A 20,787-nucleotide genomic window follows, 5' to 3' on the forward strand; every position below is an offset into this window, starting at 1 on the left:
CGGGGTGCTCCTTCCGGGTGGTTCCTTGCCTCCTCAAGCAATCGGCAAGTTTCAGCTATTCCTGGCCGGTGCGGGCGTCGGTGCGGACGGCACCGAGCAGGGCCCGGACCCGGGCTCCGGGCCGCCCGCCGGCCCGCTGCCGCCCAGCGCCCGGGAGACCGCCGCGTCCAGGTCGAGCCGGGCCCCGGCCTGGTAGCACCGCTCGTACTCCTGCGCGGTCAGCCCCGCCCGGGCCCGCTCCGCGCACTCCTGGTGCGGGCCGAAGAAGGACCGCGAGCCCAGGAAGGGCAGGCCGACCGCGCCCCAGATCCGGTGCGCGGCGCCCTGCAGCACCCGGGCCCCGCCCAGGTCGCCCGGCGCGCCCGGGCCGCCCGGCTCGGTCTCCAGCAGCGCCAGCAGGTCGATCGCCAGCGCGATGCCCAGCAGGTCGTGGAACAGGTGGTTCAGCCGCAGGCCCTCCCGGGCCAGGGCGCGGGCCGCCCGGACTGCGCCGTCCATCCAGTGCGCGTACGCCATCGCGTACAGCACGTACGCGTACGCCCACTGCTCGCCGTGCTCCTCGCACAGCTCGCGGGCCTGGCCGAACCAGAGCTCCCCGCTCTCCGGATCCCCCTGGAAGAGGTACGCGAGGCCCAGCTCGACCATGGCCAGCACGACGTTGCTGTTGAGCTCGCCGATCGTCCGGTAGTGCCAGAGCGCCTCCTCGAACAGCTCGGCGGCGCGGTCCGGCTCGTCGCCGATCAGGGCCGCGCTGCCCTGCCGGTGGACGGCGTAGGCCAGCGCCCGGTCGTCGCCGGTGTCCAGGGCCTGGCGGCGGCACTCCTCCAGTGCCGGGCGGGCCGTCTCCAGGTCGCCTTGCAGGGTGGCCAGGTGGCCGGTCACCCAGAGGGCCTTGGCGCGGGCCTCGGTCGGCTCGCGGTCCAGGGCGAGCGCGCGGTCCAGCCAGTGCCGCCCCTCGCCGAGGTGGCCGCAGCCGACCCAGTAGAACCACAGCGTGCCCGCCAGCAGCAGGGCGATCTGCTCCTCGCCGGGCTCGGCGAGGCAGAACTCCAGCGCCGCGCGGAGGTTGGGGTGGGCGAGTTCGGTGCGCTCGGCGGTCTCGGCCTGCCGGGGCCCGAACCACTCGACCTCGCCCCAGGTGGCCACGCCCAGGTACCAGTCGCGGTGGCGGCGCAGCAGCCGCTGCTCCTGGCCGGCGGCCCGCAGCCACTGGCCGCCGTAGTCGCGCAGGGTGTCCAGCAGCCGGAAGCGGACGCCGAAGGCGCTGTCCTCGCCCAGCACCACGGACTTGCCGACCAGTTCGTCGAGCAGGTCGAGCACGTCCTCGGCCTCCAGGCCGTCACCGGCGCAGACGTACTCGGCGGCCTCCAGGTCGAAACTGCCGGCGAAGACCGACAGGCGGGCCCAGAGTAAACGTTCCTGCACGGTGCAGAGCTCATGGCTCCAACCGATCGTGGTGCGCAGCGCCCGGTGCCGCGGCAGGGCCGTCCGGGAGCCGCCGGTGAGCAGCCGGAACCGGTCGTCCAGCCGGGCGGTGATCTGCTCCACCGACAGCGCGCGCAGCCGCCCGGCCGCCAGCTCCACCGCCAGAGGGAGGCCGTCCAGACGGCGGCAGAGCAGGCTCACCGCCTCGGCGTCGGCCTCGGTCAGCGCGAAGGAGGGCAGCACCGCCCGGGCCCGCTCGGCGAACAGCCGCACCGCGTCCGGCAGTCCGCCCGGATCGCTCGGACCGCCCGGATTGCTCGGACCGCTCGGCCGCGGGTCGACCGGCAGCGGGGCCAGGGTGAGCAGGTGCTCGCCCGAGGCCCGCAGCGCGGCGCGGCTGGTGGTCAGCACCCGGAGGCTGGGCAGCGCCCGCAGCAGCGCGTCCGCCAGTTCGGCGCAGGCCTGCACCAGGTGCTCGCAGCCGTCCAGCACCAGCAGCGTGCACCGGCCGGACAGCCGCTCGGTGAGCAGGTCGAGCGGCGGGCGGGCGGTGCCGTCGGTCAGCCGCAGCGCCTCCAGCACCGCGCGGCCGAGCAGCAGCGGGTCCTGCACCGGGGCCAGCTCGACCAGCCAGGTGCCGTCCGGGAAGGCGCCGGCCGCCCGGGCGGCGGCGCGCAGGGCCAGTCGGCTCTTGCCCACCCCGCCCGGCCCGGTCACCGTCACCAGCCGGGCGCCGGCCAGCAGGCCCGCCAGCTCGGCCAGCTCCCGCTGCCGCCCGACGAAGCCCGTCACCTCGGCCGGCAGCCGACCGGGCTCCGGCTCGCGCGGCCGCGCCGCGGGTTCCCCGGACTGTGCTCTCCAGTCGCCGGCCAAGCGCTGCTCCCCGTGTTCCTGGCCCGGACCGTCGGGGCCCGGACGTTCGTCGGGCCGTACGGGCGACGGCCCGCCTGGCAGAACGAGGTGACCGGCCGGTAGGTTACGCGCGCGGTTCGCACATCCGACCGGTTCGGCCGGTGGCCGACGCGACGGCGGACCCCGGGGCCCGGCGACAACCCGGTCCGGAAACCGGGCGTGGGCGCGATAGGGTTCCGTTTGGAGAACAGCAAGGCGAGGGAGCGCGCAAAGGTGTCCGTGGGAGAGCTGGCCGGGTTGCTCGTCGCCGTGTTCTGGGCGGTCCTGGTCACCCTGCTCGCCGTGGTGCTGGTCCGCCTCTCGCGAGTGCTGAAGGAGGCCACTGTCCTCGTCTCCGCCGTCACCGAGCAGGCCGTCCCGCTGCTGAGCGACGCGGGCGCCGCCGTGCGCAGTGCCAACCAGCAGCTGGAGCGGGTGGACGAGATCACCGCCAACGTGCAGGACGCCGCCGCCAACGCCAACGCGCTCTCCTCCACCGTCGCCGCCACCCTGGGCGGGCCGCTGGTGAAGGTCGCGGCCTTCAGTTACGGCGTCCGCAAGGCCGTCGCCAAGCAGCAGGGCGGCCAGCCGTCCGTGCCGTCGCAGAGCGGCGAGCGCGAGGAGCTGGCCCGGCTGATCCGGGCCGAGGTGCGCGCCGCGACCGCGCCCAGGAACGGCCTGTTCTCCCGGGTCCGGCGCGCGGTGAGGGGCTGACGGTATGGTGCGACGCGTCTTCTGGATGGCGGTCGGCGCCGGTGCGACCGTGTGGGCCATGAACAAGGCCAACGAGGCCGTGCACCGGCTCACCCCGGACAGCCTCTCCGGCACCGCCACGCGCGGTGCGCTGCACCTGGGCGACCTGGCCAAGCAGTTCGCCCAGGACGTGCGGGCCGGCATGGCCGAGCGCGAGGAGCAGCTGAAGGACGACCTCGGACTGCACGGCACCGCCGTCGTCGAGCCCGGGAGCACCCGCCGGGTCCTGCGCGGCGAGCCGCAGTACCGAGCTATCTCGGCGGCGCCCGGCAGCCCGGCCGCCGCCCTGCCCCCGTCCGGCCCCCGCCCCGTATCCCGTGGGGCCCGCACCACCACCCGAGCCATTGAAGAAACGCCCCGCCGCGCCCTGCCGCAGCGGGGCGGCACCCCGAACCGGAAGGACCAATAATGGAGTCGGCTGAGATCCGCCGCCGCTGGCTGCGCTTCTTCGAGGAGCGCGGCCACACCGTCGTTCCGTCGGCGTCCCTGGTCGCCGACGACCCCACCCTGCTGCTGGTCAACGCCGGCATGGTGCCGTTCAAGCCCTACTTCCTGGGCGAGGTCAAGCCGCAGTTCTCGCGCGCCACCAGCGTCCAGAAGTGCGTGCGCACCCTGGACATCGAGGAGGTCGGGAAGACCACCCGGCACGGCTCCTTCTTCCAGATGTGCGGCAACTTCTCCTTCGGCGACTACTTCAAGGAAGGCGCCATCAAGTTCGCGTGGGAGCTGCTCACCAGCTCCGTCGCGGACGGTGGCTACGGCCTGGAGAAGGAGAAGCTCTGGATCACCGTCTACCAGGACGACGACGAGGCCGAGCTGATCTGGCGTGACGTCATCGGCGTCCCGTCCGAGCGCATCCAGCGCCTCGGCATGAAGGACAACTTCTGGTCGATGGGCGTCCCCGGCCCCTGCGGCCCGTGCTCGGAGATCAACTACGACCGCGGCCCCGCGTACGGCGAGGAGGGCGGCCCGGCCGTCAACGGCGAGCGCTACCTGGAGATCTGGAACCTGGTCTTCATGCAGTACGAGCGCGGCCACGGCGACGGCAAGGACGGCTTCGAGATCCTCGGCGACCTGCCGAGCAAGAACATCGACACCGGCCTCGGCCTGGAGCGCCTCGCCGCCATCCTCCAGGGCGTCGACAACCTCTTCGAGATCGACACCAGCCGGATGATCCTCGACCGCGCCGCCGAGCTCACCGGCCACACCTACGGTGCCGACCTCAAGTCGGACGTCTCGCTGCGCGTGGTCACCGACCACATCCGCACCGCGCTGATGCTGATCGGCGACGGCGTCACCCCCGGCAACGAGGGCCGCGGCTACGTGCTGCGCCGCATCCTGCGCCGCGCCATCCGCAACATGCGCCTGCTGGGCGCCACCGGCGTGGTGGCCAAGGACCTCACCGACATCGCCATCAAGGCGATGGCTCCGCAGTACCCGGAGCTGGAGAGCGACCGCAAGCGCATCGAGACGGTCGTCGTCGGCGAGGAGGCGGCCTTCCTGCAGACCCTCAAGGCCGGCACCAGCCTGCTGGACGCCGCGGTCACCGAGACCAAGCAGGCCGGTGGCGCGGTCCTCTCCGGGGACCAGGCCTTCAAGCTGCACGACACCTACGGCTTCCCGATCGACCTCACCCTGGAGATGGCCGAGGAGCAGGGCCTCCAGGTGGACGAGGCCGGCTTCCGCCGTCTGATGCAGGAGCAGCGCAACCGCGCCAAGGCGGACGCCAAGGCCAAGAAGATGGGCCACGCCGACGTCGCCGCGTACCGCGAGGTCGCCGACAAGTCCGGCGCGAGCGTCTTCACCGGCTACAACCTCACCGAGGGCGAGGCCAGCGTCGTCGGCCTGCTGGTGGACGGCGTCCCGGCGCCGGCCGCCTCCGAGGGCGACGAGGTCGAGATCATCCTCGACCGCACCCCGTTCTACGCCGAGGGCGGCGGCCAGCTCGCCGACCACGGCCGGATCCGGCTGGAGTCCGGCGCGGTGGTGGAGATCCGCGACGTGCAGCAGCCCGTCCCGGGTGTCATCGTGCACTCCGGCGGGGTGCTGTTCGGCGAGGTCGTGCTCGGCGCCTCGGCGTACGCCACGATCGACACCGAGCGCCGCCGGGCGATCGCCCGCGCCCACTCGGCCACCCACCTGACCCACCAGGCGCTGCGTGACGCGCTCGGCCCGACGGCCGCCCAGGCCGGTTCCGAGAACGCCCCCGGCCGCTTCCGCTTCGACTTCGGCTCGCCCGCCGCCGTCCCGGGCACCGTGCTGGTCGACGTCGAGCAGAAGATCAACGACGTGCTGGGCCGCGAACTCGACGTCACCGCCGAGGTCATGACGATGGATCAGGCCCGCAAGGCCGGCGCCATCGCGATGTTCGGCGAGAAGTACGGCGACGAGGTCCGGGTCGTCACCATCGGTGACTTCTCCAAGGAGCTGTGCGGTGGCACGCACGTCGGCAACACCGCCCAGCTGGGCCTGGTCAAGCTGCTCGGCGAGTCCTCGATCGGCTCCGGCGTGCGTCGCGTCGAGGCGCTGGTCGGCGTCGACGCGTACAAGTTCCTGGCCCGCGAGCACACCGTGGTCTCCCAGCTGACCGAGCTGGTCAAGGGGCGCCCGGAGGAGCTGCCGGAGAAGATCTCGGGCATGCTCGCCAAGCTCAAGGACGCCGAGAAGGAGATCGAGCGCTTCCGCGCCGAGAAGGTGCTGGCCGCCGCGGCGGGTCTGGCCGACTCGGCCGAGGACGTGCACGGCATCTCGGTGGTCGCCGCGCAGGTCGCCGACGGCGTGGGCGCGGACGAGCTGCGCAAGCTGGTGCTGGACGTGCGAGGCCGCCTCGGCTCGCGCCCGGCCGTGGTCGCCGCCTTCACCGTGGCGAACGACCGCCCGCTGACCGTGATCGCCACCAACGAGGACGCCCGCGCCCGCGGCATCAAGGCCGGCGAGCTGGTCCGGGTCGCCGCCAAGACCCTCGGCGGCGGCGGTGGCGGCAAGGACGACGTCGCCCAGGGCGGCGGCTCCAACCCGGCCGCGGTCGGCGAGGCCGTCGCCGCGGTGCGCGGCCTGGTCGCGGAGCGCGCCAGCTGATGGTCGAGGAGCCTCAGGTGGAGCGGCCCTTCCGACGGGGGCGGCGGATCGCCGTCGACGTCGGTGACGCCCGGATCGGGGTCGCGTCCTGCGACCCCGACGGGGTGCTCGCCACGCCCGTGGAGACCGTTCCGGCCGGGGTGAAGTCGCAGGCCAGGATCGCCGCCATCGTCGAGGAGTACGACGCGGTGGAGGTGATCGTCGGGCTGCCCCGCTCGCTGAGCGGCAAGGAGGGCCCGGCGGCGGAGAAGGTCCGCGCCTACGCGACGCGGCTGGCCAACCGGCTGTACCCGGTGCCGGTCCGGCTGGTCGACGAGCGGATGTCGACCGTCACCGCCACCCACGGGCTGCGCGCCTCGGGCGTCAAGGCGAAGAAGGGCCGCTCGGTGGTCGACCAGGCCGCCGCGGTGGTGATCCTGCAGACCGCCCTTGAGTCCGAACGGGTGAGCGGGAACCCGCCTGGTGAGAGCGTCGAGGCGGTCGGCTGACCGGCCTGATCTAACGTCCCGTCGAGGGGTCCGTGCGGACGCGTCCGCACGGACCCCTTCGAACGTTTCGGCACTGCCGAGGGGACGCGAGCCATGACCGACCAGGACTTCCACCCGGGGCTCACGCCCGGGCACCTGGGTGCGCCGGTGCTGGAGCCGGAGGGCCGGCCGCCGGGCGCGCCCCGCATGCGCCCCGATGCACCCGATCCGCACCGACGGCGTAACGGACTGGCCTGCGCGCTCACCGCGCTCGCCCTGGTCGCGGTGTTCGGCGGGGCGGGCCTCGCCGGGTACACCTGGTTCCAGGGACAGCGCACACCCCCGGCCGCCGCCGACTACGCGGGGCAGGGCACCGGCAGCGTCCAGGTCTCGGTGCCGGAGGGCGCGGGCCTGTCCCAGATCGCGTCCGCCCTGGTCCGCAACGGGGTGGTGGCCAGCTCGCTCGCCTTCACCCGGGCGGCCAAGGGCAGCGCCGCGGCTGCCGGGCGGATCCAGCCCGGCACCTACACCCTGAAGCAGCGGATGTCGGCCGCGGCCGCGCTGACCGTGCTGATCGACCCGGCCAACGCCAACGGCCTGACCATCCCCGAGGGCTGGCGCGGCTACCAGATCTACGTGGCCATCGACCACAAGCTGCGCCTGCCGGAGGGCACCACCCAGCGCACCGCCCAGGAGCAGGGCGCCGAACTGGGTCTGCCGGACTTCGCCAAGGGCAGCCCCGAGGGCTACCTCTTCCCCGCGACGTACAGCGTCACCGACGGGACCACCGCGATCGACCTGCTGAAACAGATGGTGGAGCGGGCCGGCAAGGAGTTCAGCCGGGACGACGCGAACGTCGTCGCGCAGAACCTCGGGCAGAGCCTGTACGGGCTGGTCACCGTGGCCAGCATGGTCCAGGGCGAGGCCGACAACAACGAGGACATGGGCAAGGTGGCGCGGGTCATCTACAACCGGCTCGCCAAGGGCATGCCGCTGCAGCTCGACTCCACGATCAACTACGCGCTCGGCCGGTCGACCCTGAACACCACCGTCACCGACACCCGGCTGGACTCCCCGTACAACACCTACCTGCACCCCGGGCTGCCGCCCACGCCGATCTCCAACCCGGGGCGGCAGGCGATCATGGCGGCGCTGGACCCGGCGCAGGGGGACTGGCTCTACTTCGTCACCGTGAAACCGGGGGACACCCGCTTCACCGACAGCTTCGACGTGCAGCAGCGCAACGTCGCCGAGTTCAACGCCAACCGGGCGTCGGCGAAGCCGAGTGCCTCGGCCCTGCCGTCGGCTTCGGCCGGCGCGTCCGCCCCCGCCTCCGGGCCGCCGGCGCCGGCGCCCGAGCCGAGCACGGGCGGGTGAGGTCGGACACTGACGGCACGTCCGCCCTGCCGGGGGCACGTGTGCGGTACGGTAACGTCTCCTCCCAGGCGCTGCGCTAGCACGCCGGTTCGAGAATCAGCCGGGACCGCGTCCCGGACGGCCGGTCCGATCCTCCGGCCGTCTTCGTCGGTTAAGGGGATCAATGACCGATCTGGGTCGGGGCTACGGCCCCCAGGGCTCTGAGCCGTGGCACCCCGGTGACCCCGGGTACGGCGGCCAGCAGCCGGTCCCCGGCCAGCAGGACGGCCAGTGGCAGCAGTATCCCCAGCAGGGCGAGCCGGTCCAGCAGTATCCCCAGCAGCAGGGCGAGCCGGTCCAGCAGCCGTACGGAGACATGCAGCAGCAGGGGTATCCGCAGCAGCAGATGCAGCAGATGCCGCAGCAGGGGTACCCGCAGGGGTATCAGCAGCAGGGGTTCCCGGGCGGACAGCAGCAGTACCCGCAGCAGCAGGTGCCCCAGCAGCAGGTGCCCCAGCAGCAGATGCAGCAGCAGGGCTACCCGCAGCAGGGGTACCCGCAGCAACAGCAGCAGATGCAGCAGATGCCGCAGCAGGGGTACCCGCAGGGGTATCAGCAGCAGGGGTTCCCGGACGGTCAGCAGCAGCCGGGTATGGCGCAGCAGCCGGGGATGGCCCCGCAGCAGCCCCAACAGCTTCAGCAGCCCGGTGCGCAGCAGCAGCCGGGCATCCCGCAGCAGGGCGCGCAGCCCGGGCGGCGGCGTCGCGCGGCGCCGGAGCCCGAGCCGGTCGCGCCCGTCAGCGGCCCCGGCCCGGACGGCATCGACTGGGAGGCCGAGGCCGCCGCGCTGGAGGCCGGCGCCGACCCGGTCGGCGGGCACGCGCCCGAGACCGACGAGTGGGACGGCCACCCGGACGGCTTCCAGGAGGACGGCCACCACGAGGACGCCGAGCACCGCGACGAGGACGGCCACGCCGAGCAGGATGGCTTCCTCGGCGAGGAGGACTCCTCCCGCGACGCGCAGAAGAAGCGCAAGGAGAAGGGCAAGAAGTCCGGCCGCCGCAACGGCGGGGCCTGCTTGCTGGTCGCGCTGGTGCTGGTCGGCGCCCTGGGCGGGGCCGGCTGGTGGGGCTACGGCTTCTACCAGGACCACTTCGGCCCGCCGCCGGACTTCACGGGCGAGGGCGGCAGCCCCGTCCAGGTCGAGGTCAAGTCGGGTGCGGTCGGCGGTCAGATCGGCCTGGCGCTGAAGAACGCCGGCGTGGTCAAGAGCGTCGACGCCTTCGGCAAGGTCTGTTCCGCCGAGCCGAAGTGCACGACCATCCAGCCGGGCTTCTACTCGCTGAAGAAGGAGCTGCCGGCCGCCACCGCGCTGAGCGAGCTGCTCAACGGGGCCGGCGGTGCGGCGCTGGTCATCCCCGAGGGCAAGACCGCCGCGGACATCTACACCCTGATCGACGGGAAGCTGAAGCTGCCGCAGGGCACCACGGCGGGTGTCGCCAAGGCCCAGGTCGGCAGTCTCGGCCTGCCGGCGTACGCGAACGGCAACGTCGAGGGCTTCCTCTGGCCGACCCGGTACAACATCGCCGACGGCATGAAGCCCGAGGACCTGCTCAAGCAGATGGTGAAGAACGCCACCGACAAGTACGCGACGCTGGACGCCGACGCGTCCAAGGCGGGCCTCAAGAACGCGTACGAGGTGGTCATCGAGGCGAGCATCCTGCAGCGCGAGGGCAACAACGTCGAGGACTTCGGCAAGATGGCCAGGACCATCCAGAACCGGCTGGCGAGCGATGCCGTGCGCCACACGCTCGGCATGGACACCACGCTGCAGTACTCGCTGGGCCGCAAGGACCTGGACAAGAAGGACATCAACGACGGGTCCAACAAGTACAACACCTACATCAACCCGGGTCTGCCGCCGACGCCGATCTCCAACCCCGGCGACGACGCGCTCAAGGCGGTGCTCAACCCGGCGGACGGCAAGTGGCTGTACTTCATCGCGATGTCCCCGATCAAGACCCTCTTCGCCGAGACGGACAAGGAGCACGCGGCCAACGTCGAGGCGTACTGCCGGGCGGCGGGCCAGGGCTTCGACAAGGTCGGTCTCCACTGCACCACCAAGTAGCCGCCACCGCACCGCCGTTCACGGAGGAGCAGCGTTGACCAGCAAGCACCGGGCCGCCGTCCTCGGCTCGCCGATCGCCCACTCGCTCTCGCCGGACCTGCACCGGGCCGCCTTCGCGGCGCTCGGGCTGGACGGCTGGCGCTACGACCGCTTCGAGGTCGACGAGGCCGGCCTGCCCGGCTTCCTCGCCGGGCTGGACGAGGCCGAGTGGGCCGGGTTGTCGCTGACCATGCCGCTGAAGCGGGCGATCATCCCGCTGCTGGACGAGGTCAGCGCGACGGCCCGCGCGGTGGACGCGGTGAACACCGTGGTGTTCACCGCCGACGGGCGGCGCACCGGGGACAACACCGACGTCCCCGGGCTGGTGAACGCGCTGCGCGAGCGGGGCATCACCGAGGTGCCGGCCGCGGCCGTGCTGGGTGCCGGGGCCACCGCCTCCTCGGCGCTGGCGGCGCTGGCCCAGGTCTGCACCGGCGAGGTGACCGTCTACGTGCGCAGCGCGGAGCGGGCCCGGGAGATGGCCGAGCTGGGCGAGCGGCTGGGCGTCAACGTGCGCACCGCCGACTGGGAGCGCGGCGCGGAGGCGCTGGCGCGGCCGCTGACCGTCTCGACCACGCCGGTCGGTGCGACCGACGCCTTCGCCGGGGCACTGCCCGCCGCGCCAGGGGCGCTGTTCGACGTGCTGTACCACCCGTGGCCGACGGCGCTGGCCGAGGCCTGCGCCGCGCGCGGGGCGACCGTCCTGGGCGGGCTGGACCTGCTGGTGCACCAGGCGGTGCTGCAGAGCGAGGCCTTCACCGGGCGGGCGCCGGGGCCGCTGGCGGCGATGCGCGAGGCGGGCGAGAAGGCCCTCGCCGGGCGCTGAGGCCGGGCCGGTGGCCGGATCGCGCCGACCACCGCCCGGCCGGGTGGCCGGAATCGTGCCGACCACCGTCCCGCCGACTGACCGGTTGCCGTCCGTCACGCGGACTGGGCCTCCGGGTGCCGCCGGGACGTGAAAGGATTCAGGGGAAAAGGCACGCCCGGGCGGGCCCCGGCAGGTGCCGAGGCCGGTCCGCTGATGAAGGAGCTCCGTTGGGTACGTTGCGCTGGCTGACGGCGGGGGAGTCGCACGGCCCCGCACTCGTCGCGACGCTGGAAGGCCTGCCCGCCGGTGTACCGGTCACCACCGCGGTGGTGGCCGACGCGCTGGCGCGCCGCCGGCTCGGTTACGGTCGCGGCGCACGGATGAAGTTCGAGCAGGACGAGGTGACGTTCCTCGGCGGCGTCCGGCACGGCGAGACCATGGGCAGCCCGGTGGCGGTCATGGTCGGTAACACCGAGTGGCCGAAGTGGGAGCAGGTCATGTCGGCCGACCCGGTCGACCCCGAGGTGCTGGCCGGTCTGGCCCGCAACGAGGCGCTCACCCGCCCCCGCCCCGGCCACGCCGACCTGGCCGGCATGCAGAAGTACTCGATCGACGAGGCCCGTCCGATCCTGGAGCGCGCCAGCGCCCGTGAGACGGCCGCCCGGGTCGCGCTCGGTGCCGTCGCCCGCGCGTACCTGAAGGAGACCTGCGGGATCGAGATCGTCAGCCACGTGGTCGAGCTGGCCGCCGCCAAGGCCCCGGCCGGTGTGCTGCCGCTGCCCTCGGACGAGGCGCGGCTGGACGCGGACCCGGTCCGCTGCCTGGACGCCGACGCCTCGAAGGCGATGGTCGCCGAGATCGACCAGGCCCACAAGGACGGCGACACCCTCGGCGGCGTGGTCGAGGTGCTCGCGTACGGCGTGCCGGTGGGTCTGGGCTCGCACGTGCACTGGGACCGCCGGCTGGACGCCCGGCTGGCCGCTGCGCTGATGGGCATCCAGGCGATCAAGGGCGTCGAGGTCGGCGACGGCTTCGAGCTGGCCCGGGTGCCCGGCTCGCAGGCGCACGACGAGATCGTCCCGACCCCCGAGGGCGTCAAGCGCACTTCCGGCCGCTCCGGCGGCACCGAGGGCGGCCTGACCACGGGCGAGGTGCTGCGGGTGCGTGCCGCCATGAAGCCGATCGCCACCGTGCCGCGGGCGTTGCAGACCCTGGACGTGCGCACCGGCGAGCCGGCCAAGGCGCACCACCAGCGCTCGGACGTCTGCGCCGTGCCGGCCGCCGGGATCGTCGCCGAGGCGATGGTCGCGCTGGTGCTGGCCGACGCGGTGAACGAGAAGTTCGGCGGTGACCACGTCTCCGAGACCCGCCGCAACGTGCAGGGCTACCTCGACAACCTGATCATCCGATGACCGTTCCGGTCGTTGTGCTGGTCGGCCCGCCCGGCAGTGGCAAGTCCACCGTCGGGCGGGCCCTGGCCGAGCGCCTGGGCGTCGGCTTCCGGGACACCGACGCCGACATCGAGGCGCTGGCCGGCAAGCCCATCCCGGAGATCTTCATCGACGAGGGCGAGCCGCACTTCCGCGAGCTGGAGGTCCGGGCCGTGCGCACGGGCGCCACGGAGCACGACGGCGTGCTGGCACTCGGCGGCGGCGCGGTGATGGCCGAGGCCACCCGCGCCCTGCTGCGCGAGCTGCCGGTCGTCTTCCTGGAGGTCCCGCTGGCGGACGCGGTCAAGCGGGTCGGCCTGGACGCCCCGCGCCCGCTGCTGGCCATCAACCCGCGGGCCCGCTGGCGCGAGCTGATGGAGGCCCGCCGGCCCCTCTACCTGGAGGTGGCCACCGCCGTCGTCGACACCGCCGGCCGCACCCCCGAGCAGGTCGCGGACGCCGTACTGGAAGCACTGGAGCTGAAGACCCCCCATGACTGACCCCATCGTCAGGATTCACGTCGGCGGCAGCGCCGGCCACGACCCGTACGACGTGCTGATCGGGCACCAGCTGCTCGGCGAGCTGTCGGCGCTGATCAGTCCCCCCAGTCTGGGGACAAGAGGCGCCAAGCGGGTCGCGATCATCCACCCCGAGGCGCTGGCCGCCACCGCCGACGCCATCCGCGAGGACCTGCTCGGCGAGGGCTACGAGGCGATCGCGCTCCAGGTGCCCAACGCCGAGGACGCCAAGAGCGCCGAGGTCGCCGCGTACTGCTGGTCGGTGCTCGGGCAGACCGGCTTCACCCGCAGCGACGTCGTCGTCGGCCTCGGCGGCGGCGCCACCACCGACCTGGCCGGCTTCGTCGCCGCGACCTGGCTGCGCGGCGTCCGCTGGATCTCCATGCCCACCACGTTGCTCGGCATGGTCGACGCGGCCGTCGGCGGCAAGACCGGCATCAACATCGCCGAGGGCAAGAACATGGTCGGCGCCTTCCACCCGCCGGTGGGCGTGCTGGCCGACCTCGACACCCTGGCGACCGTGCCCAAGCACGACTACGTCTCCGGCCTCGCCGAGGTCATCAAGTGCGGCTTCATCGCCGACCCGGCCATCCTCGACCTGATCGAGGCCGACCCGGAGGGCGCCAAGACCCCGGACGGCACGCACACCGTCGAGCTGATCCGCCGCGCCATCCAGGTCAAGGCCGACGTGGTCTCCGGGGACCTCAAGGAGTCCGGCCGGCGCGAGATCCTCAACTACGGCCACACCCTCGGCCACGCCATCGAGCGCAACGAGCGCTACAAGTGGCGGCACGGCGCCGCGATCTCCATCGGCATGGTCTTCGCCGCCGAACTCGGCCGCCTGGCGGGCCGGTTGGACGACGAGACGGCCGACCGGCACCGCACCGTACTGGCCTCCGTCGGCCTGCCGCTGCGCTACCAGGCGGACGCCTGGCCGAAGCTGCTGGACGCCATGAAGATCGACAAGAAGTCGCGCGGCGACCTGATCCGCTTCATCGTCCTGGACGGCCTCGGCAAGACCTCCGTCCTGGAGGGCCCCGACCCGTCCCTGCTGGTCGCCGCCTACGCGGAGGTCTCGGCGTGACCAGGGTCATGGTGCTCAACGGCCCCAACCTCGGGCGGCTCGGCAGCCGCGAGCCGGACGTCTACGGCGCCACCTCCTACGCCGGGCTGGTCGAGCGCTGCACCGCGCTCGGCAAGGAGTTCGGCTTCGAGGTCGAGGTGCACGAGACCAACTCCGAGCAGCAGATGGTGGAGTGGCTGCACGAGGCGGCCGACGGCAAGGTGCCCGTGGTGATCAACCCGGGCGCGTTCACGCACTACTCGTACGCGATGCGGGACGCCGCCTCGCAGCGCACCGCGCCGCTGATCGAGGTGCACATCTCCAACCCGTACGCCCGGGAGACCTTCCGGCACACCTCGGTGATCGCCGCGGTGGCCTCCGGCACCATCGCGGGGTTCGGGCTCGGCTCGTACGAGCTGGCCCTGCGCGCCCTGGCCGAGCAACTCACCACGCGCTGACGCCTGGTCAGCGGCCCGGCGGCGGACTGTGCCCGCCGCCGGGCCGCCGTGTAGTCTCCCCGCTGAGAGGTGTCGGGAGGTGACCGTGACGCAGTACGCCGGGGGTGGGCAGGTCCCGCCGCGTCCCGTCGCTCCGCCGGGGCCGCAGCCGTCGGGGGCCGCCGCGCCGCCGCCGGTGCCGCCCGCTCCGGCTCCTGTTCCCGCCGCCGCGCCGCCGGTTCCGGCCGCTCCGGTGCCGCCCGCTCCTGTTGCCGCGCCCGCCCCGGCCGCACCCGCGCCCGGCGCGCCGGTCCCCGTCGGGTCCACCGGGCACTTCGTGCTGCCCTCCGGCACGCCCGTGCAACTCCCCGCCCACCCGCCGCAGCGGCACGCGCCCACCAGTCCGATCGCCGTCCTGCTGATCGGCCCGGCCGGGGCCGGCAAGACCACCGTCGCCCGGTACTGGGCCGAGCGCCGGCCCAGCCCGACCGCGCACATCAGCCTGGACGACGTCCGCGAGTGGGTGCAGTCCGGCTTCGCCAACCCGCAGTCCGGCTGGAACAACGCCTCCGAGGCGCAGTACCGGCTGGCCCGCCGCACCTGCGGCTTCGCCTGCCGCAACTACCTCGCCAACGGCATCTCCTGCATCATCGACGACGCCGTCTTCCCGGACCGCCCGGCCATCGGCCTCGGCGGCTGGAAGCGGCACATCGGCCCCGGCATGATCCCGGTCGTGCTGCTGCCCAGCCTGGACTCCGTGCTGCACCGCAACGCCCGGCGCGGCGGCACCCGGCGGCTCGGTGACGAGGAGGTGGCGCGGATCCACGGCCGGATGGCCGGCTGGTACAACTCCGGGCTGCCGATCATCGACAACTCGTACCTGGACGTGGCCGGCACCGCCGCCGAGCTGGACCGCGTCATCCTGGCCCGGCTGATGGGCATGCCGGTGCGCTGATCTGCGACGATCCGGCGGTGTCGGTGCCGGCTGCGATGATGTGCGGGTCCTGTCGAACCACCCCGGGGGAGCTGACGCCCGTGCCGGAAGGCCACATCATCCACCGCCTCGCCGCCGAGAACCGGAAGGCCTTCGGCGGCCGCCCGGTCGAGGTGTCCAGCCCGCAGGGCCGGTTCGCCGACGAGGCCAAGGCCATCGACGGGCAGCTGCTCACCGCGGCCGAAGCCGTCGGCAAGCACCTGTTCCTCGGCTTCGAGGAGGGCGCCTGGGTGCACGTCCACCTCGGCCTCTACGGCGGCTTCGCCTTCGGTACCGGGCCCGCGCCCGAGCCGGTCGGCCTGGTCCGGCTGCGGCTGGCCAACGACGACGGCTACGCGGACCTGCGCGGCCCCAACACCTGCGCGCTGGTCACCGGAGCGGAGAAGGCCGCCGTCGCCGCCCGGCTGGGCCCCGACCCGCTGCGCGCCGACGCCGACCCGGAGGCCGCCTGGCGCCGGATATCGGCCAGCCGGACGACCGTCGCCGCGCTGCTGATGGACCAGAAGGTGCTGGCCGGGGTGGGCAACGTCTACCGGGCCGAGGTGCTGTTCCGCCACGGGATCAACCCGCACCGCGCCGGCCGCGACCTCACCCGGGGCGAGTGGGACGCGATCTGGGCCGACCTGGTCGCCCTGATGCACGAGGGCGTCGGCGCGGGCCGGATCGACACCGTCCGCCCCGAGCACACCCCCGAGGCGATGGGCCGCCCGCCGCGCGTCGACGACCACGGCGGCGAGGTGTACGTCTACCGGCGGGCCGCGATGCCCTGCCTGGTCTGTGGCACCGACGTCCGGACGGAGCAGCACGCCGCGCGCAACCTCTTCTGGTGCCCCGCCTGCCAGGCGGCCTGACCGCGTTCGAGGGTTGCTCCGGCCGGGCCCCGGCGCGTCCTCCGGGGGAGCCGGTCAGACGACGGCCGCGCTGGGCTCGTGGTGTTCGGCGGCGGCGCACGCGTCGAGGAGGGGGCGCAGGGCCTCGTCCACGAGCCGGTAGCGCACGATCCGCCCGTCCTTGTCCCCGGTGACCACGCCCGCGGTGCGGAGCAGCCGCAGGGCCTGGGACACGGCGGGGTCGCGCATGCCGGTGGCGACGGCGAGGTCGGAGACGGCGAGCGGGCCGGCCCGGTGGAGGGCGAGCAGGAGGGCGAGCCGCCCGGGGTCGGCGAGCAGGGAGAACCGCTCGGCCCAGGTGCGGACGTGCGCGGGGTCGCCGATCGCGGCGATGGCCTCGCAGACCCGGTGTCCGTCGATGGTGCGGTGGCCCGCGCGGTCGGCCGGTACGAGATGCATGCGCACATTGTTGCAGGAGGGGGCCTGTGATCCTGGACACCTGCGCAGGTGCGCAGCCTTGCAAGGGTGGGTCCTGGCCCCTACGGTGTTCCCCGCCGTGGTGCTCGGGAAGACCGGTGACGGATCCTCAGGGGTCCCAGTCCGGAGCGGCCCTCGCCACTGTGATCGGGCCATCGTGATCGTCGACGATGGAGAGACGTCCGTACCCACGACGCCACTGGGAGCCTCGCGCACCTGGGAAGGCGGGTACGGGACCCCCGTAAGCCAGGAGACCGGCCACGGCATCTCACGAAGTGTTTCCACGAGGTGCTGGAGCGTGACCCGAATGACCCTGCCCGAAACCGCCGCCGCCGAGGCGCCGGCGACACCGTCCGTGCTGCCCACGTTCCGCTGGAAGCGCGAGGACACCGTCCGCACGGCCGGGCTGATGGGGGTGATCCTGGCCATGCACGTGGTGGCCTTCGGGACGCTCGTCTTCCTGGTCGCGCCCCACAACTACGCGGTCGGCACCCAGGTCTTCGGGGTGGGCCTCGGGATCACCGCGTACACCCTCGGCATGCGGCACGCCTTCGACGCCGACCACATCGCGGTGATCGACAACACCACCCGCAAGCTGATGGCGGACGGCAAGCGGCCGGTCTCGGTCGGCTTCTGGTTCGCCCTCGGGCACTCCTCGATGGTGGTGCTGATGGCCGCCCTGGTGGCGGGCGGCGCGCAGCTGGCCAGCACGCTGATGGACGACGACTCGGCCACCCACAAGTGGCTCGGGATGGTCGGCACGACGGCCTCCGGCGCGTTCCTCTACCTGATCGGCGCGCTCAACCTGGCCGCGCTGCTCGGCATACTCAAGGTGTTCCGGGCGATGCGGGCCGGGTCGTACGACGAGGCGCAGCTGGAGGAGCACCTCAACTCGCGCGGCTTCATGGCCCGGGTGCTGAACCGGGCGACCCGGTCGATCACCCGGCCCGGGCAGATGTTCCCGGTGGGCATGGTGCTGGGGCTGGGCTTCGACACCGCGACCGAGGTCACCCTGATGGTGATGGCCGGGTCGGGCGCGGCGGCCGGGCTGCCCTGGTACGCGATCGTCTGCCTGCCGCTGCTGTTCGCGGCCGGGATGAGCCTGTTCGACACCCTGGACGGGACGTTCATGAACTTCGCGTACCAGTGGGCCTTCGCGAACCCGGTCCGGAAGGTGTACTACAACCTGACGATCACTGGGCTGTCGATCGCGGTGGCCTTCGTCATCGGCACCATCGAACTGGTCGGCGTGCTGCACGAGAAGCTCGATCTGACCGACCCGGTCACCGGCTGGATCGCGGGCATCTCGCTGGACAACGTCGGCTACGCGATCGCCGGGCTGTTCGTGGTGGTCTGGGCCGCGGCGATCGCCTACTGGAAGCTGGCCCGGGTGGAGAAGCGCTGGGTGGCCGCCGAGTAGCGACGGCTGCGATCAGCGACGGCAGCGATCAGCGACGGCGCCTCCCCCGGGATCCCGGGGGAGGCGCCGTTTCGTCGCTGCGGGCCGGTGCCGGTCGTCGGGCGGGCGGGGTTCAGCGCTCTTCGCGGAAGTCGACGTGCCGGCGCGCGACCGGGTCGTACTTGCGCAGGACCATCCGGTCCGGGTCGTTGCGGCGGTTCTTGCGGGTCACGTACGTGTAGCCGGTGCCGGCGGTGGAGCGGAGCTTGATGACGGGGCGCAGTTCGCTGCGGGCCATGGGTGTCCTCCCGGGTTGGCGGGGTGTTCGGGGCTGGGGCGAAACCGTACACCGAAATGGAAGTCATTTTCATCTGGTGTAACGTGGGCTCCGTCCCGCCCATTCCCGGACGCCAGGGAGCACCCATGTCCGCCCACTGCCAACTCACCGGCCGCCAACCCGGATTCGGCAACGCGATCTCGCACTCGCACCGCCGCACCCGCCGCCGCTTCGACCCCAACATCCAGCACAAGCGCTACTGGCTGCCCGGTGAGGGCCGGTACGTCCGGCTCGCCCTCAGCGCCAAGGGCATCCGCACCATCGACACGATCGGCATCGAGGCCGCCGTCGCCCGCATCCGCGCCCGAGGGGGGAAGGTCTGATGGCCAAGCAGAGCAAGATCGCCAAGAACGAGCAGCGCCGCGCCGTCGTGTCCCGGTACGCCGAGCGCCGCGCCGAGCTCAAGCGGATCACCGCCCACCCCGGCACCGCCCCCGCCGAACGCGCGGACGCCCAGGCCGAACTCGCCCGCCAGCCCCGCGACGCCAGCGCCACCCGGATCCGCAACCGCGACGCCGTCGACGGCCGCCCCCGTGGCTACCTGCGCGCCTTCGGCCTCTCCCGGGTCAACCTCCGCGTCCACGCCCACGCCGGCCACCTGCCCGGCGTCCGCAAGGCCAGCTGGTGAGCGGCGTGGACGGGATCAAACTGCCCGTGGTGGTCGTCGCCGGACTGCACGCCGACGAACGCCGCGCCGCCGTCCGGGAGTTGGCGGCGGCAGCGGTGGACGCGGTGGTCCTCCACCATGACCTGCGGGAGGCCTCGCAGGGCGTCGTCCGCCGTGAACTGCGCGACGCGGGAGGCGGGTTCGACGTCGCCGACGTCCCGCTGGTGAACGACTGCCCCTGCTGCGCCCTGCGCGAGGACCTGCTGCCGCGACTGCTGCGGATCGCCGACGAGGGCCGGTACGGGCTCGCGATCGTCGAACTGTGGGGCGGCAGCGACCCGCACCCGGCCGTCGAGGTGATCGCCGGGGGAGAGGCGGACGGCCGCCACCTGGAGGACGCCGTCGAACTCGCGGGCGTGGTCACGGCCGTAGACCCGGACCGGCTGATCGGCGAACTCTCCGTCTCCGACGACCTGGTGGAGCACGGCGAGCACACCGCCGTCCAGGACCAGCGGACCCGCGCGGAGGCGCTCGCCCACCAGGTCGAGTACGCCACCACCCTCGCCGTCCCGCGCGCGACGGCGCACGCGCCCGGGCTCGCGTTGCTCCGCCAGCTCCACCCCACCGCCCGGGTCGTCCGGCTCGGCACCGGGGCGCTCACCCGGGCCGCCCTCGGCGGCTTCGACGTCGCCGCCGCCCGCGACCGGGTCAACCCGGCGATCGCGCTGCTCCCGCAGGAGAGCGACGAGGCCGGCGTCACCACGCTGGTCTGGGAGCGCCGACGCCCGCTGCACCCCGAGCGGCTGCACCGGGCGCTGGAACTGCTCGTCCCCGCCGCCCAGCGCAGCCGCGGCCGCTTCTGGCTGGCCAACCGGCCCGACCTGATGCTCGCCTGGGACGCCGCCGGGGCCAACCTCGCCGTCGAGGAGTGCGGCCCCTGGCTCACCTCCCTGCCCGACGCCGCCTGGGAGCTCTACCCGCCCGCCCGCCGGGCCGCCGCCGCCCTCGACTGGCACCCTCTGCACGGCGACCGGGTGCAGCAGCTCAGCTTCACCGCGGAGGGCCTCGACGTCGACGGCGTCACCGGGCTGCTCGACTCCTGTCTGCTCACCGACGCCGAACTCGCGGCGGGCGAACCCGGCTGGAAGGCCCTGCCGGACGCCTTCCGGGACCTGCTCGACCCCGTTCACTAAGGAGCCGTCACTGTGCGTAAGCGACCGAACCCGCCCAAGGCCCGGCCGAACCCGTTGTTCACGGCCGGCATCGAGTACATCGACTACAAGGACACCGACCTGCTGCGGCGCTTCGTCTCCGACCGCGGCAAGATCCGGAGCCGCCGCGTCACCCGGCTCACCGTCCAGCAGCAGCGCGCCGTGGCCAGGGCCGTCAAGAACGCCCGCGAGATGGCCCTCCTCCCGTACGCCGCCGGCACCACCCGGTAACCGGACCACCGTCACCACCGCCACCACCGTCACCACCCGACAAGGAGCCCCCGATGGCCGTCCCCAAGCGCAAGACGTCCCGCAGCAACACCCGGCACCGCCGGGCCCAGTGGAAGGGCAAGGCCCCGAAGCTCGTCCCGATCACCCTCAACGGCCGCGAACTGCTCGTCCCCCAGAACCTGGTCCCCGCCTACCGCCGCGGCCTGATCGACCCGGAGGGGGCGTAGCGACCACGGAGGGGGCGTGCGGGGGTGGGGGCGCGCCCTGTCGGGGGTGCTCGGCGGGCGGATCGGAGTGGGGGTTCGTAG

Annotated in this window: 23 protein-coding genes and 1 riboswitch; of the genes, 19 read left to right on the plus strand and 4 right to left on the minus strand. The window is 73.3% G+C overall.

From position 1 onward, the window contains the following. Positions 1-51: 51 nt before the first annotated feature. Complete coding sequence (locus ACIOGZ_RS17630; RefSeq protein WP_400986373.1) at positions 52-2,298, minus strand: ATP-binding protein; 2,247 nt, start codon at positions 2,296-2,298, stop codon at positions 52-54. Between the two features lie 252 nt (positions 2,299-2,550). On the opposite strand from ACIOGZ_RS17630, the gene ACIOGZ_RS17635 reads away from it, so the two are divergent. The 5 genes from ACIOGZ_RS17635 (at position 2,551) to mltG (ACIOGZ_RS17655) (ending at position 7,991) form a co-directional block, all read left to right on the plus strand. Further along, entirely contained in the window at positions 2,551-3,030 is a 480-nt protein-coding gene (locus ACIOGZ_RS17635; RefSeq protein WP_363583100.1) for a DUF948 domain-containing protein, read from the plus strand. Between the two features lie 4 nt (positions 3,031-3,034). After that, entirely contained in the window at positions 3,035-3,478 is a 444-nt protein-coding gene (locus ACIOGZ_RS17640) for a DUF6167 family protein (protein WP_363583102.1), read from the plus strand. Further along, entirely contained in the window at positions 3,478-6,147 is a 2,670-nt protein-coding gene (gene alaS, locus ACIOGZ_RS17645; RefSeq protein WP_400844147.1) for an alanine--tRNA ligase, read from the plus strand. Before ACIOGZ_RS17640 ends, alaS begins: the two co-directional genes overlap by 1 nt. Before the next feature lie 17 nt (positions 6,148-6,164). Next, positions 6,165-6,635, plus strand: coding sequence for a Holliday junction resolvase RuvX (ruvX, locus tag ACIOGZ_RS17650; protein ID WP_244293307.1), 471 nt, complete (start codon positions 6,165-6,167; stop codon positions 6,633-6,635). Positions 6,636-6,728: 93 nt separating this feature from the next. Beyond that, a complete protein-coding gene (gene mltG / locus ACIOGZ_RS17655) occupies positions 6,729-7,991 on the plus strand; it encodes an endolytic transglycosylase MltG (protein ID WP_400986375.1) in 1,263 nt (420 codons plus the stop codon). 160 nt (positions 7,992-8,151) lie between these two features. Here mltG (ACIOGZ_RS17655) and ACIOGZ_RS17660 read toward each other — a convergent pair whose 3' ends face one another. Then, entirely contained in the window at positions 8,152-8,661 is a 510-nt protein-coding gene (locus ACIOGZ_RS17660) for a hypothetical protein (protein ID WP_400986377.1), read from the minus strand. On the opposite strand from ACIOGZ_RS17660, the gene mltG (ACIOGZ_RS17665) reads away from it, so the two are divergent. The 8 genes from mltG (ACIOGZ_RS17665) to ACIOGZ_RS17700 all read left to right on the plus strand — a co-directional run bounded on the left by mltG (ACIOGZ_RS17665) (position 8,623) and on the right by ACIOGZ_RS17700 (position 16,238). After that, complete coding sequence (gene mltG / locus ACIOGZ_RS17665) at positions 8,623-10,098, plus strand: endolytic transglycosylase MltG (protein WP_400986379.1); 1,476 nt, start codon at positions 8,623-8,625, stop codon at positions 10,096-10,098. The genes ACIOGZ_RS17660 and mltG (ACIOGZ_RS17665) overlap by 39 nt on opposite strands. Positions 10,099-10,132: 34 nt before the next feature. Then, positions 10,133-10,963, plus strand: a complete 831-nt coding sequence (locus tag ACIOGZ_RS17670) for a shikimate dehydrogenase (protein ID WP_400986381.1) — start codon at positions 10,133-10,135, stop codon at positions 10,961-10,963. A 209-nt stretch (positions 10,964-11,172) separates the two neighbouring features. Then, complete coding sequence (gene aroC / locus ACIOGZ_RS17675; RefSeq protein ID WP_350877858.1) at positions 11,173-12,357, plus strand: chorismate synthase; 1,185 nt, start codon at positions 11,173-11,175, stop codon at positions 12,355-12,357. Next, the gene (locus ACIOGZ_RS17680; protein ID WP_063346780.1) at positions 12,354-12,875 is read left to right on the plus strand and encodes a shikimate kinase; all 522 of its coding nucleotides are present in this window, start codon (positions 12,354-12,356) and stop codon (positions 12,873-12,875) included. The genes aroC and ACIOGZ_RS17680 overlap by 4 nt, the downstream gene beginning before the upstream one ends. Next, a complete protein-coding gene (gene aroB, locus ACIOGZ_RS17685; RefSeq protein ID WP_363583114.1) occupies positions 12,868-13,977 on the plus strand; it encodes a 3-dehydroquinate synthase in 1,110 nt (369 codons plus the stop codon). Before ACIOGZ_RS17680 ends, aroB begins: the two co-directional genes overlap by 8 nt. 8 nt (positions 13,978-13,985) lie before the next feature. After that, positions 13,986-14,414: a type II 3-dehydroquinate dehydratase gene (gene aroQ / locus ACIOGZ_RS17690; protein WP_063350970.1), complete on the plus strand. Its 429-nt coding sequence runs from the start codon at positions 13,986-13,988 to the stop codon at positions 14,412-14,414. Positions 14,415-14,493: 79 nt separating this feature from the next. Continuing rightward, positions 14,494-15,348: an AAA family ATPase gene (locus ACIOGZ_RS17695; protein WP_363627478.1), complete on the plus strand. Its 855-nt coding sequence runs from the start codon at positions 14,494-14,496 to the stop codon at positions 15,346-15,348. Positions 15,349-15,428: 80 nt separating this feature from the next. Further along, a complete protein-coding gene (locus tag ACIOGZ_RS17700) occupies positions 15,429-16,238 on the plus strand; it encodes an Fpg/Nei family DNA glycosylase (RefSeq protein ID WP_400986383.1) in 810 nt (269 codons plus the stop codon). A 54-nt stretch (positions 16,239-16,292) separates the two neighbouring features. Here the strand turns inward: ACIOGZ_RS17700 and ACIOGZ_RS17705 are convergent, their stop codons facing one another. Further along, the gene (locus ACIOGZ_RS17705) at positions 16,293-16,676 is read right to left on the minus strand and encodes a metalloregulator ArsR/SmtB family transcription factor (RefSeq protein WP_363583120.1); all 384 of its coding nucleotides are present in this window, start codon (positions 16,674-16,676) and stop codon (positions 16,293-16,295) included. Positions 16,677-16,757: 81 nt separating this feature from the next. Next, positions 16,758-16,972, plus strand: a riboswitch (cobalamin riboswitch). A 29-nt stretch (positions 16,973-17,001) separates the two neighbouring features. On the opposite strand from ACIOGZ_RS17705, the gene ACIOGZ_RS17710 reads away from it, so the two are divergent. Further along, positions 17,002-18,114: a HoxN/HupN/NixA family nickel/cobalt transporter gene (locus ACIOGZ_RS17710; RefSeq protein ID WP_363583272.1), complete on the plus strand. Its 1,113-nt coding sequence runs from the start codon at positions 17,002-17,004 to the stop codon at positions 18,112-18,114. Between the two features lie 112 nt (positions 18,115-18,226). Here the strand turns inward: ACIOGZ_RS17710 and rpmG are convergent, their stop codons facing one another. After that, on the minus strand, positions 18,227-18,391 hold the full coding sequence (rpmG, locus tag ACIOGZ_RS17715) for a 50S ribosomal protein L33 (RefSeq protein ID WP_363618280.1): 165 nt from the start codon (positions 18,389-18,391) through the stop codon (positions 18,227-18,229). Positions 18,392-18,516: 125 nt separating this feature from the next. Here rpmG and rpmB point away from each other — a divergent pair, with 125 nt between their 5' ends. From rpmB to rpmF, 5 genes are read left to right on the plus strand one after another with little or no spacing between them, the layout of a single operon-like run. After that, positions 18,517-18,753 (plus strand): 50S ribosomal protein L28, encoded by a 237-nt coding sequence (gene rpmB / locus ACIOGZ_RS17720; RefSeq protein WP_363627479.1) that lies wholly within the window; start codon positions 18,517-18,519, stop codon positions 18,751-18,753. Continuing rightward, positions 18,753-19,058, plus strand: coding sequence for a 30S ribosomal protein S14 (gene rpsN / locus ACIOGZ_RS17725; protein ID WP_363627480.1), 306 nt, complete (start codon positions 18,753-18,755; stop codon positions 19,056-19,058). The genes rpmB and rpsN overlap by 1 nt, the downstream gene beginning before the upstream one ends. Positions 19,059-19,063: 5 nt before the next feature. After that, positions 19,064-20,230: a CobW family GTP-binding protein gene (locus ACIOGZ_RS17730; RefSeq protein ID WP_400986386.1), complete on the plus strand. Its 1,167-nt coding sequence runs from the start codon at positions 19,064-19,066 to the stop codon at positions 20,228-20,230. 12 nt (positions 20,231-20,242) lie between these two features. Beyond that, complete coding sequence (gene rpsR / locus ACIOGZ_RS17735; RefSeq protein WP_363583130.1) at positions 20,243-20,479, plus strand: 30S ribosomal protein S18; 237 nt, start codon at positions 20,243-20,245, stop codon at positions 20,477-20,479. Positions 20,480-20,532: 53 nt separating this feature from the next. Beyond that, positions 20,533-20,706 (plus strand): 50S ribosomal protein L32, encoded by a 174-nt coding sequence (rpmF, locus tag ACIOGZ_RS17740; protein WP_063346769.1) that lies wholly within the window; start codon positions 20,533-20,535, stop codon positions 20,704-20,706. The last annotated feature ends 81 nt before the right edge of the window (positions 20,707-20,787 follow it).

It is taken from the genome of Kitasatospora sp. NPDC088160, assembly GCF_044741445.1.
In the GTDB taxonomy this organism is placed as follows: Bacteria; Actinomycetota; Actinomycetes; order Streptomycetales; family Streptomycetaceae; genus Kitasatospora.

Bases quoted from the DNA above. Each gene is read 5' to 3' on its own strand.
- ACIOGZ_RS17640 (WP_363583102.1), top strand. From the start codon at position 3,035: ATGGTGCGACGCGTCTTCTGGATGGCGGTCGGCGCCGGTGCGACCGTG.
- alaS (WP_400844147.1), top strand. From the start codon at position 3,478: ATGGAGTCGGCTGAGATCCGCCGCCGCTGGCTGCGCTTCTTCGAGGAG.
- mltG (WP_400986375.1), top strand. From the start codon at position 6,729: ATGACCGACCAGGACTTCCACCCGGGGCTCACGCCCGGGCACCTGGGT.
- mltG (WP_400986379.1), top strand. From the start codon at position 8,623: ATGGCGCAGCAGCCGGGGATGGCCCCGCAGCAGCCCCAACAGCTTCAG.
- ACIOGZ_RS17680 (WP_063346780.1), top strand. From the start codon at position 12,354: ATGACCGTTCCGGTCGTTGTGCTGGTCGGCCCGCCCGGCAGTGGCAAG.
- aroB (WP_363583114.1), top strand. From the start codon at position 12,868: ATGACTGACCCCATCGTCAGGATTCACGTCGGCGGCAGCGCCGGCCAC.
- aroQ (WP_063350970.1), top strand. From the start codon at position 13,986: ATGGTGCTCAACGGCCCCAACCTCGGGCGGCTCGGCAGCCGCGAGCCG.
- ACIOGZ_RS17705 (WP_363583120.1), bottom strand. From the start codon at position 16,676: ATGCATCTCGTACCGGCCGACCGCGCGGGCCACCGCACCATCGACGGA.
- ACIOGZ_RS17710 (WP_363583272.1), top strand. From the start codon at position 17,002: ATGACCCTGCCCGAAACCGCCGCCGCCGAGGCGCCGGCGACACCGTCC.
- rpmG (WP_363618280.1), bottom strand. From the start codon at position 18,391: ATGGCCCGCAGCGAACTGCGCCCCGTCATCAAGCTCCGCTCCACCGCC.
- rpmB (WP_363627479.1), top strand. From the start codon at position 18,517: ATGTCCGCCCACTGCCAACTCACCGGCCGCCAACCCGGATTCGGCAAC.
- rpsN (WP_363627480.1), top strand. From the start codon at position 18,753: ATGGCCAAGCAGAGCAAGATCGCCAAGAACGAGCAGCGCCGCGCCGTC.
- rpmF (WP_063346769.1), top strand. From the start codon at position 20,533: ATGGCCGTCCCCAAGCGCAAGACGTCCCGCAGCAACACCCGGCACCGC.